This is a genomic window from Blautia sp. MSK.20.85 (assembly GCF_013317245.1).
Lineage (GTDB): Bacteria > Bacillota > Clostridia > Lachnospirales > Lachnospiraceae > Blautia_A.
In genome coordinates this window covers 1-15752 of the sequence record NZ_JAAIUN010000028.1, presented here as the reverse complement: position 1 = coordinate 15752, position 15752 = coordinate 1, and the positions used below count along the sequence as shown (strand labels likewise).

Sequence of the window (15752 nt, the reverse complement as noted above, 5' to 3'; positions counted from 1 at the left end):
TTTTAAGAATTTGTAAGTTGCCATTTTATCGCTTTTGTATATATTTTTCCAAAAGATTAAGCACTGCATACAGTCCCATGGCAATAATACACAGGATCATAATGGACATAAGAACCCAGGTGAGTTTAAAAGTCTGGCTTCCATAGATGATAAGATATCCGAGACCTTTTCTGGCACCGATGAACTCGCCGATGATAACACCCACCAGACAGAGACCAATGTTTACTTTCATAACACTGATGATCAGAGGAAGGGAAGCTGGCAGAATGATTTTTGTCAGTTTTTCTTTTTTGTGGCCTCCCAGAGTTTCAATCAGTTTTAGTTTTTCCGGATCTGCCTGGCAGAAACCGGAGTACAGATTAATAACAGAACCAAAGATAGCCACGGACATGCCGGCAACTACAATGGTTCGCTCATTGGCACCCAGCCATACAATCAGAAGAGGTGCAAGGGCAGATTTCGGGAGACTGTTCAGTACCACAAGGTAAGGCTCCAGGATTCTGGAAGTCTTTGGAGAACACCAGAGAAGAATGGCAGTTCCCACGCCCAGGATTACAACAAAAAAGAAACTGACAAGAGTTTCTGTCAGAGTAACTCCAATATGGGAAAACAGAGACTGATCCCTGCACATGGAAAGAAAGGTTTTTCCGATGAGGGAAGGGCTGCTGAAAATAAAGGAATCAATCCATCCGCATCTGGTAGACATTTCCCAGAGTCCCATAAACAGGACAAAGAGAAGAATTCGTGCTGTGAAGATCAGACGTTTTTCTTTTTTATACTGTAAAAGATATTGTTTCTGATGTCTGGAAATTTCAGGCATTTTCGTTGAGCTCCTTCCATATGAGATTAAAATATTTTTTAAAATCCGGAGCATTTCGGGAAGAAAGCGGAGTACGGTTATTGATATTCAGATGGATGTCAACAATTTTCTGTACAGTGGCAGGGCGGGGAGAAAGAATCAGTACCCGGTCTGCCATGCTGATGGCCTCGGAGATATCGTGAGTAACCAGAATTGCAGGTTTGCCGGAATTTCGGAGAATTTTTCCAATGTCATCACTGACATTTAAGCGGGTCTGATAATCCAGCGCGGAAAATGGTTCGTCCAGAAGCAGAAGTTCCGGTTTCAACACAAGGGTCCGGATCAGGGCGGCACGTTGCCGCATACCGCCGGAAAGCTGAGAGGGCCTGGCATCCCGGAAACGGTCAAGACCATATATCCGGAGAAGTTCTTCGGCATGAGAAAGTTTTTCGGGAGTGAGTTCTTTACGGATTTCAAGGCCAAGGAGAATATTTTTGTAAATACTGCGCCACTCCAGAAGATGATCTTTCTGAAGCATGTATCCTACAGCGGTACTGCCGGCAGATACCGGCTTTTCATCCAGAGTAATGGAACCACATTCCGGGGCGAGAAGGCCGGCGATCAGATTGAGAAGTGTAGATTTGCCGCAGCCGGAGGGTCCTACAATGGACAGAAATTCGCCGGGCATCAGGTCAAAGGATATATGAGAAAGGGCAGGTGTCTCACCGGACAATGTGTGATAGGAAAGACACACATCCCGTACTTTCAGGATGGGATTCATGGATATTGCCTCCTTTTTGTAGATAATGGTATAATATTATCATATGTCTGAAACAGGAGAAGGCGCATGGCAGAAAAGGAGACGCCGGTGCCTGCCGCCAAACAGTCAGAGAGAAAGGAATTACAAACATTGAATAAAAGAAACTACCAGAAAGAGCTTGATAAACTGATCGAAAACATTCAGAAAGAGGGAAAAACGCCCAGACTTTTTCTTCACGCCTGCTGTGCACCCTGCAGCAGTTATGTGATGGAATATCTGTCGCAGTATTTTGAGATCACCATATTTTTTTATAATCCCAATATTGCACCGGAGGAGGAATATGCACACCGCGTGGCTGAGATTCGGCGTCTTATCGGGGAGATGGAGTTTGTCCATCCGGTAACTCTGGTGGAGGGACGGTATGACCCGAAGGAATTTTATGAGATGGCAAAAGGACTGGAGGATGTTCCGGAAGGAGGAGAGCGGTGCTTTAAGTGTTACCGTCTGCGGATGGAAGAGGCAGCGAAACTGGCGAAGGAGGGCGGATATGATTATTTCACCACAACCTTAAGCATCAGCCCGCTGAAAAATGCACAGAAGATCAATGAGATCGGTGAGGAGCTGGCAGAAATCTATAAAGTGCCACATCTGACTTCGGATTTCAAGAAAAAGAATGGCTACAAGCGTTCCATTGAGCTGTCCCACGAGCACGATCTGTACCGACAGAATTACTGCGGCTGTGTTTTTTCAAAAAGAGAAGCACAGGAAAGAGACAGAAAAAGAGTCCTGGAAAATTCCGGGGATTAAGAAGAAACAATACAGTTTCGTAAAAAGAAACAGGACGGGAAAAAATATCTCCCGTCCTGTATTTAGCATTATGCAAAATCATCAGGGTTATCACATGCTTCCTCATAGACTGCAGCATGGGCATGGGCCATATCCTGATAATAGTTACTGATTGCTTCAAACCAGTTACATATATCATCATTATGCATCAATTCAAGCAGCAGGTACATGAAATTGCAGACAATATAGGAAATCTGGTGGCGTTTGGACGGGGAGAGGCCGTTTACAAAATCATCAACCCGGTCACGGATATCATCTAAAGCATGCATGGATCTTTCCAGATCTGCAAGTAATTTCTTGTACAGAGTTTCATTGAAGTTTGTAAAATCAACATGAAAAACAGTACCTGTGCATAATTTTGAAGAGAAAACATTTTTGTTTTCATCATATACTCTTGCATCTAAAGAATGGTTTTTGTCATATTCGACAATCTTTTTCAGATTTTCGTATAATACGGGTACAAATTTTTGATCTTCCAGCATAGCCAGATAAATATATGGCATATCAGACAACCACCAGTGAAACAGTTTATCTGATATTATGCGATAATTCGGATCCTTCCATATATGAGGACATCCTCGCTTGATATTTTCGGAAATCATGACTTCCGTTGTACCGTCAAACTTAAACACATCTGAAAACAGGGCTTTTAAAATATATGTTACAGCAGCTTCTGAATTTATCATATTTTCATGTGCTGCATCTGAAAGAATACTCATATTAAATACCTCCGGTTTATCCATTTTATCCGTGGGGTTATTATATCAAAAAAATGCTCAGTATAAAATACTTATGGTATGTATAAGTATGAAAAACTTTGCATTTCCATAAAAATATGATACACTAACACAGAAAAGTGCAGACGTCCGGGAGGCGGATCTCATGTCCGCCCGGAGAAGACAGTTCTGCCGCAAAAAAGAAAAGTGAGGAAGAATATTATGGCACAGTTATGGGGAGGCCGTTTTACAAAAGAAACGGACAAGCTGGTTTACAATTTTAACGCATCGATTTCTTTTGACCAGAAGTTTTATAAACAGGATATCTGCGGAAGCAAGGCACATGTTGCCATGCTTGCAAAACAGGGAATCCTGACAGAGGAAGAAAAAGATCAGATCACAGAAGGGCTGGATGGAATCCTTAAAGATGTGGAAGAGGGCAAACTTGAGATCACATCCGAGTACGAGGATATCCACAGTTTCGTGGAGGCAAACCTGATCGACCGTATCGGAGACGCCGGAAAGAAACTCCACACAGGAAGAAGCCGTAATGACCAGGTGGCTCTGGATATGAAACTGTATGTCCGCGACGAGATCGATGAGACAGACAAAGAGCTGAAAGACCTTCTTCTTGCCCTGCAGAAGATCATGGAAGAGAATGTACACACCTACATGCCGGGATTTACCCATCTCCAGAAGGCACAGCCGGTAACTCTGGCTCACCATGTAGGCGCATATTTTGAGATGTTTAGGAGAGACCGTGACAGACTCTTTGATATCCGTAAGAGAATGAACACCTGTCCTCTTGGAGCCGGAGCACTGGCAGGAACCACTTATCCGCTGGATCGTGCTTATACCGCAGAGCTTCTTGGATTTGATGCTCCTACCAGAAACAGCATGGATTCCGTGTCTGACAGAGATTATGTGATCGAGCTCTTAAGCGCATTTTCTACCATTATGATGCACCTGAGCCGTTTTTCCGAGGAGATCATCCTGTGGAACTCCAACGAGTACCGTTTCGTTGAAATTGACGACGCATACAGCACAGGCAGCAGCATCATGCCGCAGAAAAAGAACCCGGATATCGCAGAGCTTGTCCGCGGAAAAACAGGCCGTGTCTATGGTGCACTGACATCTATCCTTACAACTATGAAGGGAATTCCCCTTGCATATAACAAAGACATGCAGGAAGATAAAGAGCTTACGTTCGATGCCATTGATACTGTAAAGGGATGTATCGCCCTGTTTACAGGTATGGTTTCCACCATGCAGTTCAATAAGGCAAATATGGAGGCAAGCGCAAAGAGAGGATTTACAAACGCAACAGATGCCGCAGATTATCTGGTAAACCATGGCGTACCGTTCCGTGATGCCCACGGTATCGTAGGAAGACTGGTTCTTCTCTGCCTGGATAAAGGAATCTCCCTGGATGAGCTTCCACTTTCCGAGTACAAAGAGATCAGCCCTGTTTTTGAGGAGGATATCTACGAGGCGATCAGTATGAAGACCTGTGTGGAGAAACGAGTAACTCTTGGTGCACCGGGACCATCTGTTATGGAGCAGGTGATCGCTCAGAATAAGGAATATCTTGAAAAAAATTAAGATAATGCTTGCATTTTCCGAAAAATTGGTATAGTATTTACAGAAAAGACAAATGTGTGCCATAGAGGGACACAAGATGAGGAGAGTTTTATTATGAGTGAAAAACTTAAAGTCGGCATTTTAGGTGCAACTGGAATGGTTGGTCAGAGATTCATTTCTCTTCTGGAGAATCACCCGTGGTTTGAGGTGGTTACTGTAGCAGCAAGCCCGAGAAGCGCAGGCAAGACCTACGAGGAGGCTGTAGGCGGCAGATGGAAAATGGATACTCCGATGCCGGAGGCAGTAAAGAAACTGGTCGTTATGGATATCCACGAGGTAGAGAAAGTTGCAGCTACTGTTGACTTTGTATTCTCCGCAGTTGATATGACGAAAGAAGAGATCAAGGCAATCGAGGAAGAGTATGCCAAGACAGAGACACCGGTTGTTTCCAACAACAGTGCACACCGCTGGACACCGGATGTTCCGATGGTAGTTCCGGAAATCAACCCGGAGCACTTCGATGTGATCGAGTTCCAGAAGAAACGTCTCGGAACAAAACGCGGATTCGTAGCTGTTAAGCCGAACTGCTCTATCCAGAGCTATGCTCCGGTACTTACCGCATGGAAAGAGTTTGAGCCATACGAAGTAGTAGCTACTACATATCAGGCTATTTCCGGAGCAGGAAAAACATTCAAAGACTGGCCGGAGATGGAGCACAACATCATTCCGTACATCGGCGGTGAGGAAGAGAAGAGCGAGAAAGAGCCGTTAAGACTCTGGGGGAAGATCGAGGACGGTGTGATCGTTCCGGCTACCACACCGGTGATCACATGCCAGTGCGTACGTGTTCCGGTTCTCAACGGACATACAGCAGCTGTATTCGTTAAATTCCGCAAGAAACCGACCAAAGAGCAGCTGATCCAGAAACTGGTAGAGTTCAAGGGACTTCCGCAGGAGCTTGAGCTTCCAAGCGCTCCGAAGCAGTTCATCCAGTATCTTGAGGAGGACAACCGTCCGCAGGTACAGATGGATGTAAACTATGAGAACGGAATGGGAGTATCTGTAGGACGTCTTCGTGAGGATACTGTTTACGATTACAAGTTTATCGGACTTTCTCACAACACTGTAAGAGGTGCTGCAGGCGGAGCTGTTCTCTGTGCAGAGACTCTGAAAGCCAAAGGATATATCCAGGCAAAATAATCTGGTAATTCTTCATAGAGATAAAAAATCAGCAGAAACGGGATATCGGGTTTTCCGGTGTCCTGTTTTTGCGTGTGTGGAAGGAACAAAAAGACATGCGTAAAAAAGTGATCACCACAGTTGTCACGTTTTCTACGACCACAGCTGCCATGAAGATGGAAAAAACGGCGAAGGAAGCAGAATTTCCGGGAAGACTGATCCCGATCCCGTCGGAGATCAGCGCCCAGTGCGGGCTGGCCTGGAAATGTGTGGAACAGTCCGAGGAAGAAGCGGAAGTTTTTCTGAAAGAAAAAGAACTGGCCTGGGATGGCATCTATCGTGTTTTAGCATAAAGTGGATATTGTTTGTTGCGTATAACAAACCAGAAATTTTTGGAAATTTTCGCATTTTTATTGTGAAATAAATGGTAAAGTGTTACAATATAACAAGCAGATTTCCGGAAAGCGTGTTACTGTGAACAAAGAAGCAGTAACAAAGTGCCACGCTTGCTAAAAAATATGTGGAGGTGCTATTTATGAACAGGGAGGATGTAGAGAAACTGTCAACCGCTGCGAAAGGTAAGATTAATTTACTGAACAGCAATTTCGGAAAATACTTTATGCGGGCGATCATGGCCGGATTTTTTATTGATGTGGCGATGATCTATAGTAATGTAGTAGGAAATGTATTTTCCAAAACATTCCCGGAATGGGGGAAATTCCTCGGAGCCCTGGTGTTCTCTATTGCGGTTCTTCTGATCGTAATGGTAGGAGGAGAGCTGTTTACCGGTAACAATCTGGTAATGGCATTTGGTGCGTATGACAAGAGCGTATCATGGAAAGACGTGGGCAAGGTCTGGGGAATCAGTTACATCGGCAACTTTGTGGGATGCCTGATCCTGGCTCTGATCTTTGTTGGTGCCGGAGCGTCCGGTACAGCAGATTACTTTGCGGGATTTATAAACGGAAAACTCAGTATTCCGGCAGGACAGATGTTTTTCCGTGCGGTGCTCTGTAATTTCTTTGTCTGTCTTGCAGTTCTCTGCGGCATTAAGCTGAAGAGTGAGTCAGGCAAATTCCTGATGATCACGATCTGTATTTCAGGTTTCGTTGTCAGCGGATTTGAGCACTGTATTGCAAATATGGGTATCTTTACAGTTGCATTCTGTATGGTGCCTGGATTGTCTGTCGGCGCTATGCTTAAGAGCATGGTGATCGTAACATTGGGAAATATAGTTGGCGGAGGCGTGCTTCTGGCATGGCCGCTTAGAAAGATGAGTGCAGATAAATAGTATGGCAAAGGCTTTATACATAGCGGAGAAGCCCAGCGTGGCACAGGAATTTGCGAAGGCTTTGAAGATCAACGGTCAGAGAAAAGACGGATATCTGGAATCAGCAGATTCCGTGGTGACCTGGTGTGTAGGACATCTGGTTACCATGAGTTATCCCGAAAAATATGATATCAAGTATAAAAGGTGGAGTTTTGATACCCTGCCTTTTTTGCCGCGCGAATTTAAATATGAAGTGATCCCCGGAGTCAAAAAGCAGTTTGAGATCGTAAAAGGATTGCTGAACCGGCCGGATGTGGAGACCATTTATGTGTGTACCGACTCCGGACGTGAGGGTGAATATATTTACCGTCTGGTAGCCCAGATGGCAGGAGTGAAGGGAAAAGTCCAGAAACGAGTGTGGATCGATTCCCAGACAGAAGAAGAAATTTTAAGAGGGATCCGGGAAGCAAAAGATATCTCGGAGTATGATAATCTGGCAGCGTCTGCCTATCTCCGCGCAAAGGAAGACTATCTTATGGGAATCAATTTTTCCAGGGTGCTGACCTTGCGTTACGGAAGCAGTGTGACCAATTATCTCCATTCCAAATATCAGGCCATTGCGGTAGGCCGTGTAATGACCTGTGTCCTTGGTATGGTAGTGCGTAGAGAGCGGGAGATCCGTGTCTTTGTGAAGACACCGTTTTACCGAGTCTTAAGCAGCATTGCCCTTGCAGGCGAAAGTTTTGACGGAGAGTGGAGGGCTGTGGAAGGCAGCCGTTATTTCCAGTCCCCGTATCTTTATAAAGAAAATGGTTTCAAGAAAAAAGAACATGCCCAGATGCTGATCGATCAGCTGATGGTGAACCAGCCCCTTTCCTGTACCGTGGAGAAAGTGGAGCGAAAAAAAGAAAACAAGAATCCGCCCCTTCTTTTTAACCTGGCGGAGCTTCAGAACGTCTGCTCCAAGCTCTTTAAGATCAGTCCGGATGAAACACTCCGGATCGTGCAGGAGCTTTATGAGAAGAAACTGGTGACGTATCCGAGAACGGATGCCAGAGTGTTGTCTACAGCAGTTGCCAAGGAGATATATAAGAATATTTCCGGCCTTCGAAATTATCAGCAGGCAGGAGCTGCGGCAGCAGAGGTTCTGGGAATGGAATCCTGGAAAAACATTGCGAAGACCAGGTATGTGAATGACAAGCAGATCACAGACCATTATGCCATTATTCCTACCGGCCAGGGGCTGAATGCACTGGGAAGTGTGTCTCTTACCGCACAGAGAGTGTATGAGACGATCGTGAGGAGGTTTTTATGTATTTTTTATCCTCCGGCTGTTTATCAGAAAGTGAGCCTTGTGACGAAACTGGACGGGGAATCATTCTTTTCCTCTTTTAAAGTTCTGAAAGAAGAAGGCTATCTGAAGATCGCCACGAACTCTTTTGCCCGGAAAAAAGCTTCCGACAGTGAGAAAGGCGGCAACGGGGAAGAGGAAGAAGCTTCCTGTGATACGGTGCTTCTGGAGGCGTTGCAGAAGCTGAAAAAGGGTGATATACTTCCTGTGAACGGTTTAAGTATCAAGGAAGGCGAGACTTCGCCTCCCAAACGATACAATTCCGGTTCCATGATCCTTGCCATGGAAAATGCGGGACAGCTGATCGAAGATGAAGAGCTTCGTGCCCAGATCAAGGGAAGCGGGATCGGCACCAGTGCCACTCGTGCGGAGATCCTGAAGAAACTTTTTAACATCAAATATCTGGCACTGAATAAGAAAACTCAGGTGATCACCCCCACACTTCTGGGGGAGATGATCTTTGATGTGGTAAACTGTTCTATCCGGCAGCTTCTGAACCCGGAGCTTACGGCAAGCTGGGAAAAAGGCCTCACCTACGTGTCAGAGGGAAGCATCACGGAACAGGAATATATGGACAAACTGGAACATTTTGTGCGGGTGCGGACCCAGCAGGTGGAAGCAAGCAATTATCAGTACAACCTGCGGCAGTTCTTTGACGCGGCCGCTGTAAATTACAGGAAGCCGGAGCGTGCTTCCAGACAGGGAGGAAAAAAATCATCATGATGAAAGATTTTACCATCAGCAATATGCTGGATCTGAATGAGACCATCGCAGCAGAGCTTTTTGAAGGAAAGACTTATCCGTGGGAGGTTCTTCCGGAGATCGGAGATTTTATCATTAAACTTGGAAAAACACTGGATCCTTCTGAATATGAGAAGAAAGGTGAAAATGTATGGATCGCAAAATCTGCTACTGTTGCGCCGACTGCAAGTATTACCGGACCGGCTATCATTGGTAGGGAGGCGGAGGTACGTCACTGTGCCTTTATCCGCGGCAAGGCCATTGTTGGCGAAGGCGCAGTTGTGGGAAACTCCACAGAGCTTAAGAATGCGGTGCTCTTTAATAAAGTGCAGGTTCCGCATTATAATTATGTTGGAGATGCAGTACTTGGGTATAAATCCCATATGGGAGCCGGATCGATTTGTTCTAATGTGAAATCGGATAAGAAGCTGGTTGTTGTGAAAGATGGGGATGAAAAGATCGAGACTGGTCTTAAGAAGTTTGGAGCAATGCTGGGAGACCATGTTGAGGTTGGATGTGGTTCCGTGCTGAATCCTGGTACTGTGATCGGACGGAATTCCAATATTTATCCGCTGTCACCGGTAAGGGGATGCGTTCCGGCGGATTCCATTTATAAAAATGCGAAAGAAATTGTGAAGAAAAAATAGTTTTTCTTTGTTTTTTGAAATAAGTTCTGCTTGGTAAGCAGTGGAAGGTTCGAGGAGGGGAAGCACTCACAGTTGCGAAGGCCGTCTCCCCTCCTCGAGCCGTCTCCCCTCCTGGCCACGCAGGGAAGCCGCACTTTTTTGAGAGTGTGGCTTTTTTTGATGGGGCGATGGATGCGACGGTATTGTTTGCGAGAGGCTGTGCCGATCGGGTGAGAGGGGGACGGAAGGCGGCCTGCGTAGCAGGCCTGTTCCTGGATTGATGAATGAATAGTTTGACTTTTAGATGTGGTAAAACAGAACATACAATTATAATCGGCACAGTGATAAATGGGTGATAGAAGTGGAATACAGGACCGAACCAGGAGTGTTACATTATGAAGGGGCCTGGCCGAATTGCGTGCCCGGAAAGAGGGGTGCCTGAGGGGAGAAAAACGGGCTTCGCAACTCTGAGTGCTTTCTCCCCTCAGAACTCCCCACTGGAAAAGTGCAGAACTGAAATCTCAAAACTTTTCACATACAACACGCACATCCATATAAGATAATAAGAAAAAAAGAATTAAGACAGAAATAAAATCTGTCGAAGTATCACCAGTCCCATAATATGGACTGGATAAAACCAGTAAAAGAAATATTTCGCCGCTTTTCCGTGGATAAATCCCCTCTCCCCATTGTACAGGTTAATGGACAGAAAGGCGAAACAGGCTCTCCATTCATAGTAAAGCCAGCAGCTTCCAAGGATCGCCTGCCCGGGCTTATCGTTTCGCATATAGTACATGATCAGGAGAAAAATATATCCCCGCCATCCGTAATCTGCTTTCAGAAAAATGGAAACAACAAGCAGTCCCAGGATACAGAGAAGCTGTATCAAGCGCTTATCCTTAAAATATTCGATGGCACAAAACGCCAGGTATCCCAGGAAAAGCGTGAAAAACACATTCTGTCTTTCATAATGCAGTGTGTTTGTGAACATCAGGTTCCAGGGAATCTCTGAGATCAGAGCAAAAAGAAGGAGATTCCGTCCATAGCGGAAACGGCTCCTGGTATGCCGGAAACCTTCCAGCAGGAGAAAGCAGAAGATGGGAAAAGCCACTCTGCCGATATCGCGGAAAATAAGATACACACTGTATTCCCTTCCGAGGAGCGTAAACAGGACTTTCTGTGCAGGCGGATACATACTTAAAATCACAGCTCCGATATGATCGATCAGCATGGTGATGATCGCAATCATCTTCAGGGCGCTTCCGCTGAGGATACGGTATTTTTCTGGAAAAACAGAATCCACAGATGCATTCATGAAAAATATACCTCCAGGGTTAAACTTGATAATATATTATCACATACATAGAATAGTTGCCAGAAATATTTGACAGTTAGGCATGCAATACTGCCAGAATAACTTCCAATATTATGCGTTTTATGGCAAAAATTTATCAAATATGACTGGACGAAACAAAGGTTTTGTGAGAAAATAGCCGTAGGGTGTTATCGAACTTTTTTTCTCAATAACATCGGTCAATCTATACTTGAAAGGAGTTTTAAAATGATTTATTCACGCGAAGTAGAAGAAATGTGTCCAGTGGCACAGGGCGTACATCATGGTGCCGCTCCGATCCCGGAAGAAGCAAAATGGGTTCAGGCAAAAGAAGTAAAGGATATCTCCGGATTCACACACGGTGTAGGCTGGTGTGCTCCACAGCAGGGTGCCTGTAAGCTGTCCCTTAACGTAAAAGAGGGAATCATCCAGGAGGCACTTGTTGAGACAATCGGATGTTCAGGAATGACTCATTCTGCTGCTATGGCTGCTGAGATCCTTCCAGGACTTACTGTAATGGAGGCACTGAACACAGACCTTGTATGTGATGCAATCAATACAGCTATGAGAGAGCTTTTCCTTCAGATCGTTTACGGACGTTCCCAGTCTGCATTCTCCGAGGATGGACTTGCAGTAGGAGCTGGTCTTGAGGACCTTGGAAAAGGACTTCGTTCTCAGGTTGGTACAATGTATGGAACTCTGAAAAAAGGACCTCGTTACCTTGAGATGGCTGAGGGTTATGTTACAGGTATCGCTCTTGATGAGGACGATGAGATCATCGGATACCAGTTCGTAAGCCTTGGAAAAATGACTGACTTCATTAAGAAAGGTGATGACCCGAACACAGCATGGGAGAAAGCAAAAGGTCAGTACGGCCGTGTTGCAGATGCTGTTAAGATCATCGACCCAAGAAAAGAGTAATTACACTTCGTAAGGTAAAAATATCAGGAGGTTACAGGAAATGGCTTTATTTGAATCATATGAGAGACGAATTGACAAGATCAATTCTGTTTTAAACAGCTATGGAATCGCTTCTATCGAAGAAGCTGAGAAAATCACTAAAGACGCAGGTCTGAACGTTTACGATCAGATCAAAGGCATTCAGCCGATCTGCTTCGAGAACGCTTGCTGGGCTTACACAGTAGGTGCAGCAATCGCAATCAAAAAAGGCTGCAGAAGAGCCGCTGACGCAGCAGCAGCTATTGGAGAAGGCCTTCAGGCATTCTGTATCCCAGGATCCGTTGCAGACACACGTAAAGTAGGTCTTGGACATGGAAACCTTGGAAAAATGCTTCTTGAGGAAGAGACAGACTGCTTCTGCTTCCTTGCAGGACATGAGTCTTTCGCAGCAGCTGAGGGTGCTATCGGTATCGCCGAGAAAGCAAACAAAGTTCGTAAAAAACCTCTTCGTGTTATCCTGAACGGTCTTGGAAAAGACGCAGCTCAGATCATCTCCCGTATCAACGGCTTTACATACGTAGAGACAGAGTATGATCCATATAAGAACGAGGTTAAAGAAGTATTCCGTAAATCCTATTCAGAGGGACTTCGTGCAAAAGTTAACTGCTACGGCGCTAACAGCGTTCCGGAAGGTGTTGCTATCATGTGGAAAGAGGGTGTTGACGTTTCCATCACAGGAAACTCCACAAACCCAACTCGTTTCCAGCATCCAGTAGCAGGAACATACAAAAAAGAGTGCAACGAGAAAGGTAAAAAATACTTCTCCGTTGCTTCCGGCGGTGGTACAGGACGTACACTTCACCCGGATAACATGGCAGCAGGTCCTGCTTCCTACGGTATGACTGATACACTTGGACGTATGCATTCTGACGCTCAGTTCGCAGGATCTTCTTCCGTACCGGCTCACGTAGAGATGATGGGTCTCATCGGCGCTGGAAACAACCCGATGGTTGGTATGACAGTAGCAGTAGCTGTTTCCGTACAGGAAGCTGCTGACGCTGGCAAATTCTAATATAAGCATAGCTTAAAATAGCGAAAAAGCCGTAAACTCAAGGGTTTGCGGCTTTTTTACGTTTGCCTGAAAATTAGAACAAAACACTCTGAAAAAATGATAAATTTGACGGGTAGCTAACAAGTAGCTTACACGTAGCTAACAACGGTAGCTTACAAATTATTCGCTGGGGATCTCTGGCCAGGTGATCATATTCATAGCTGTACGCAGGTCTTCGATGGTCCTGTGAGTGTATACTTTTTCCGTGATATCCTGGATTTCATGACCAACGATTAACTTTAGGACATATTCGTTTATGTTGGATTCCTTTGCCTTGGTAATAAAGGTGTGCCGGGTGTCGTGAGGCTTGTGGGTCATATTCAGGCGTGACATAACCTTTTTGAAACGGTTTCTGTACTTGTCATATGTAAGATGAGTTCCCTGCTGCCCATCCGGATCATTGAAAAGATATTCACTGTGCATAGAAGTGGCCTGATTGTAATTGCGGCGAACCAGATCCATGATCTGTGGGTGAATAGGAACGGTACGATTCTTTCCGGCATCTGTTTTCAGTCCACCGATAAAAGTCATATTTTCAAAGTCAATATCTGCAATTTTCAGGACAGCCAGTTCCTGTGGCCGCCAGCCAGAATATATTCCGATCAGAACCATATTTGCAAAAGGAATTTCAAGATGGGACCAGAGAGACAATATTTCCTGATCAGAAAAAGGAACACGGATGATTTTGGGCTTAGGCTGCTGCACACCATCACAGAGTTGGGCATAGTCTTTAGTTACAATTTCATGTTTCATGGCATATCGGTACATAAGATTGAATAAGCTTTTCATTCGTGCTTTTGTGCTGTCACCGACCTGAGCATTTCGAATAGTTGTTTCCAGATGCTCAACCCGGATATCTTTCATTTTGATATTGTATAGTGGAGCACAGTGCTTATATGCAGAAGTAATAGTACGGACACTGGAAGGACCACCCAGGGTAGGGAAATGTACATCAGACCATGCTTCGTAGACATCGCTAAAAGTGGGTTCTTTGGCAAATAAATCGTAGGGACTTTCGTTATATCGGGTAAGAGCTTCCAAAGCTTCTTTTCTGGTGCTAAAGTATCCGACAGCTTTTTTGACTTGTTTGGACTGATTGGTTTTTGTGTTGATTTCCCATCCGGTTGTTTTACTGGCTGCCCAGGGCTTACGTCTCTTTCCGGGAAGTTTATAAACAGATCCGAAACCATTTGGTAACTTCATAAATATCATCCTCCTTGTAAATATGGGTACAAAAATAACAGCCAGCGAACGAGTGTTTCGCTTGCAAGGCTGCTTCGAAGATGATACAATATTTTTGCGAAATCGGTAGCATCTTCGGAAGCTACGTGCCGGTTCCTGTTGGCGCAGGGGCCGGTTTTTAGTTTATAAATCAAGTAATTGTTTTTTCTTTAACTGAAATTCGGATTCTGTGATAATTCCCTCATCCAATAATTTTTTGTATTTAACTATTTCGTCAGCGGCTGATATATTTTGAGAATCAGAGTTCTTGGTAGAATTCATTGCTGAATGGATGGATGAAATTAAATCATTACCTTTGTTTTTATAGGCACTTATTGTAAGAATATCTTTTCCAGTAACGATTGTTATGAAATCACCAGTGAATTTTTTATTAAGTGAAATATCATTGATCATATCAGGCATTATAACAATTACATCATTAGAAAACATAGATTTATGAGCTATCATAATTCTTCGATCAGTGATAGCAAATGCAACCTGTGCGGAATTCTTATTTTCTAAAAAGACACCAGCGGAATAAAGAACGTTTTCGTCAGAAGATAAAGACTCTTCTATTAAAGAAAAACCTTTAATCATAGACTTAGTTAATTTTACACCGTTTGAAGCAAACTCTACCATTTCTTTTGCAGTTTTCATATTATTTCCTCCCTTGAAAGTATAATATCCATAAATAATACGATATTCATTATGGAAAATCTCTTGTTTAGATTATAAAGTATTAATTCCTATTACAGCCAACTGCGGAATAAAATAGATTATATAGTTATCCACTGCAACATACTGCCCGTACTTGGAGCGGTAGCAGTCAATCACTTCAGTGAGATAATCCTCCGGTACGTCCAGGTGCTCAGCCATTTCATGAAGATTCCGGCAGCGGGCCTCATAAGCATTGATGATCCCGATTAGCCCCACACGGAGGTTGTAGCCATAAAGTCTGGCCCGGTATTCCTGCTTTCGGTTCATGACATCAGTTGACTGATCCAGAATATTACCTGTGGTAGTATAGTGGTGGCCAAGTTCCTCAGCCAGAATACAGGACTTTTCTGCCTGAGTTTTAATTCCTTTTCTGATAGCTACAGTTCCATCACAATATAACCCCTTTATTCTTTCAGTTTCAAATGGATAATCTATAACATCTATACCGTCCCTGCAGGCGGTATCTAGTAATTTTTCGTATGTATTCAATTCAAAACCTCCCGCTCGTGTCACGACAAACGCATGAGTAAATAAATTGTGAACACACCCCTTTTCTAGTAAAATAAAAGAAAAAGGGGTGTTATTTATGCAGGAATTATTA

The 15752-nt window shown here is 44.3% G+C and carries 16 protein-coding genes; 9 read left to right on the top strand and 7 right to left on the bottom strand.

Going from position 1 to position 15752, the window contains the following annotated elements; translation table 11 throughout:
• Positions 1 to 25: 25 nt before the first annotated feature.
• Together G5B12_RS13300 and G5B12_RS13295 are read right to left on the bottom strand one after the other, a co-directional pair.
• Positions 26 to 820: an ABC transporter permease gene (locus G5B12_RS13300; RefSeq protein WP_118071118.1), complete on the bottom strand. Its 795-nt coding sequence runs from the start codon at positions 818 to 820 to the stop codon at positions 26 to 28.
• The gene (locus G5B12_RS13295; RefSeq protein ID WP_021976251.1) at positions 813 to 1580 is read right to left on the bottom strand and encodes an ABC transporter ATP-binding protein; all 768 of its coding nucleotides are present in this window, start codon (positions 1578 to 1580) and stop codon (positions 813 to 815) included. Before G5B12_RS13295 ends, G5B12_RS13300 begins: the two co-directional genes overlap by 8 nt.
• 129 nt (positions 1581 to 1709) lie before the next feature.
• Here G5B12_RS13295 and G5B12_RS13290 point away from each other — a divergent pair, with 129 nt between their 5' ends.
• Positions 1710 to 2366 (top strand): epoxyqueuosine reductase QueH, encoded by a 657-nt coding sequence (locus G5B12_RS13290; protein ID WP_174088472.1) that lies wholly within the window; start codon positions 1710 to 1712, stop codon positions 2364 to 2366.
• A gap of 68 nt (positions 2367 to 2434) precedes the next feature.
• Here G5B12_RS13290 and G5B12_RS13285 read toward each other — a convergent pair whose 3' ends face one another.
• Entirely contained in the window at positions 2435 to 3124 is a 690-nt protein-coding gene (locus G5B12_RS13285) for a hypothetical protein (RefSeq protein WP_174088465.1), read from the bottom strand.
• A gap of 219 nt (positions 3125 to 3343) precedes the next feature.
• Between G5B12_RS13285 and argH the strand changes: the two genes are divergently transcribed.
• The 6 genes from argH to G5B12_RS13255 all read left to right on the top strand — a co-directional run bounded on the left by argH (position 3344) and on the right by G5B12_RS13255 (position 9890).
• Positions 3344 to 4723: an argininosuccinate lyase gene (argH, locus tag G5B12_RS13280; protein ID WP_021976248.1), complete on the top strand. Its 1380-nt coding sequence runs from the start codon at positions 3344 to 3346 to the stop codon at positions 4721 to 4723.
• Positions 4724 to 4816: 93 nt separating this feature from the next.
• A complete protein-coding gene (gene asd, locus G5B12_RS13275) occupies positions 4817 to 5902 on the top strand; it encodes an aspartate-semialdehyde dehydrogenase (RefSeq protein ID WP_118062638.1) in 1086 nt (361 codons plus the stop codon).
• Between the two features lie 95 nt (positions 5903 to 5997).
• Positions 5998 to 6234: a DUF3343 domain-containing protein gene (locus tag G5B12_RS13270; protein WP_021975774.1), complete on the top strand. Its 237-nt coding sequence runs from the start codon at positions 5998 to 6000 to the stop codon at positions 6232 to 6234.
• A gap of 182 nt (positions 6235 to 6416) precedes the next feature.
• Complete coding sequence (locus tag G5B12_RS13265; protein WP_021975775.1) at positions 6417 to 7172, top strand: formate/nitrite transporter family protein; 756 nt, start codon at positions 6417 to 6419, stop codon at positions 7170 to 7172.
• A gap of 1 nt (position 7173) precedes the next feature.
• Positions 7174 to 9225: a DNA topoisomerase gene (locus G5B12_RS13260; RefSeq protein WP_174088464.1), complete on the top strand. Its 2052-nt coding sequence runs from the start codon at positions 7174 to 7176 to the stop codon at positions 9223 to 9225.
• Entirely contained in the window at positions 9222 to 9890 is a 669-nt protein-coding gene (locus G5B12_RS13255) for a UDP-N-acetylglucosamine pyrophosphorylase (RefSeq protein WP_118062636.1), read from the top strand. The genes G5B12_RS13260 and G5B12_RS13255 overlap by 4 nt, the downstream gene beginning before the upstream one ends.
• 556 nt (positions 9891 to 10446) lie before the next feature.
• Here the strand turns inward: G5B12_RS13255 and G5B12_RS13250 are convergent.
• Positions 10447 to 11184, bottom strand: a complete 738-nt coding sequence (locus G5B12_RS13250; RefSeq protein WP_118062635.1) for a TraX family protein — start codon at positions 11182 to 11184, stop codon at positions 10447 to 10449.
• Between the two features lie 246 nt (positions 11185 to 11430).
• Here G5B12_RS13250 and G5B12_RS13245 point away from each other — a divergent pair, with 246 nt between their 5' ends.
• On the top strand, positions 11431 to 12123 hold the full coding sequence (locus tag G5B12_RS13245) for an iron-sulfur cluster assembly scaffold protein (RefSeq protein WP_118071121.1): 693 nt from the start codon (positions 11431 to 11433) through the stop codon (positions 12121 to 12123).
• A 40-nt stretch (positions 12124 to 12163) separates the two neighbouring features.
• The gene (locus tag G5B12_RS13240) at positions 12164 to 13174 is read left to right on the top strand and encodes a GGGtGRT protein (protein WP_015525727.1); all 1011 of its coding nucleotides are present in this window, start codon (positions 12164 to 12166) and stop codon (positions 13172 to 13174) included.
• Between the two features lie 159 nt (positions 13175 to 13333).
• On the opposite strand, the gene G5B12_RS13235 is transcribed toward G5B12_RS13240, so the two are convergent.
• The 3 genes from G5B12_RS13235 to G5B12_RS13225 form a co-directional block, all read right to left on the bottom strand.
• Complete coding sequence (locus G5B12_RS13235) at positions 13334 to 14416, bottom strand: tyrosine-type recombinase/integrase (RefSeq protein ID WP_174088463.1); 1083 nt, start codon at positions 14414 to 14416, stop codon at positions 13334 to 13336.
• Positions 14417 to 14578: 162 nt separating this feature from the next.
• Positions 14579 to 15091, bottom strand: a complete 513-nt coding sequence (locus tag G5B12_RS17575) for a PH domain-containing protein (protein WP_174088471.1) — start codon at positions 15089 to 15091, stop codon at positions 14579 to 14581.
• 72 nt (positions 15092 to 15163) lie between these two features.
• The gene (locus G5B12_RS13225; protein ID WP_174088462.1) at positions 15164 to 15640 is read right to left on the bottom strand and encodes a hypothetical protein; all 477 of its coding nucleotides are present in this window, start codon (positions 15638 to 15640) and stop codon (positions 15164 to 15166) included.
• Between the last annotated feature and the right edge of the window lie 112 nt (positions 15641 to 15752).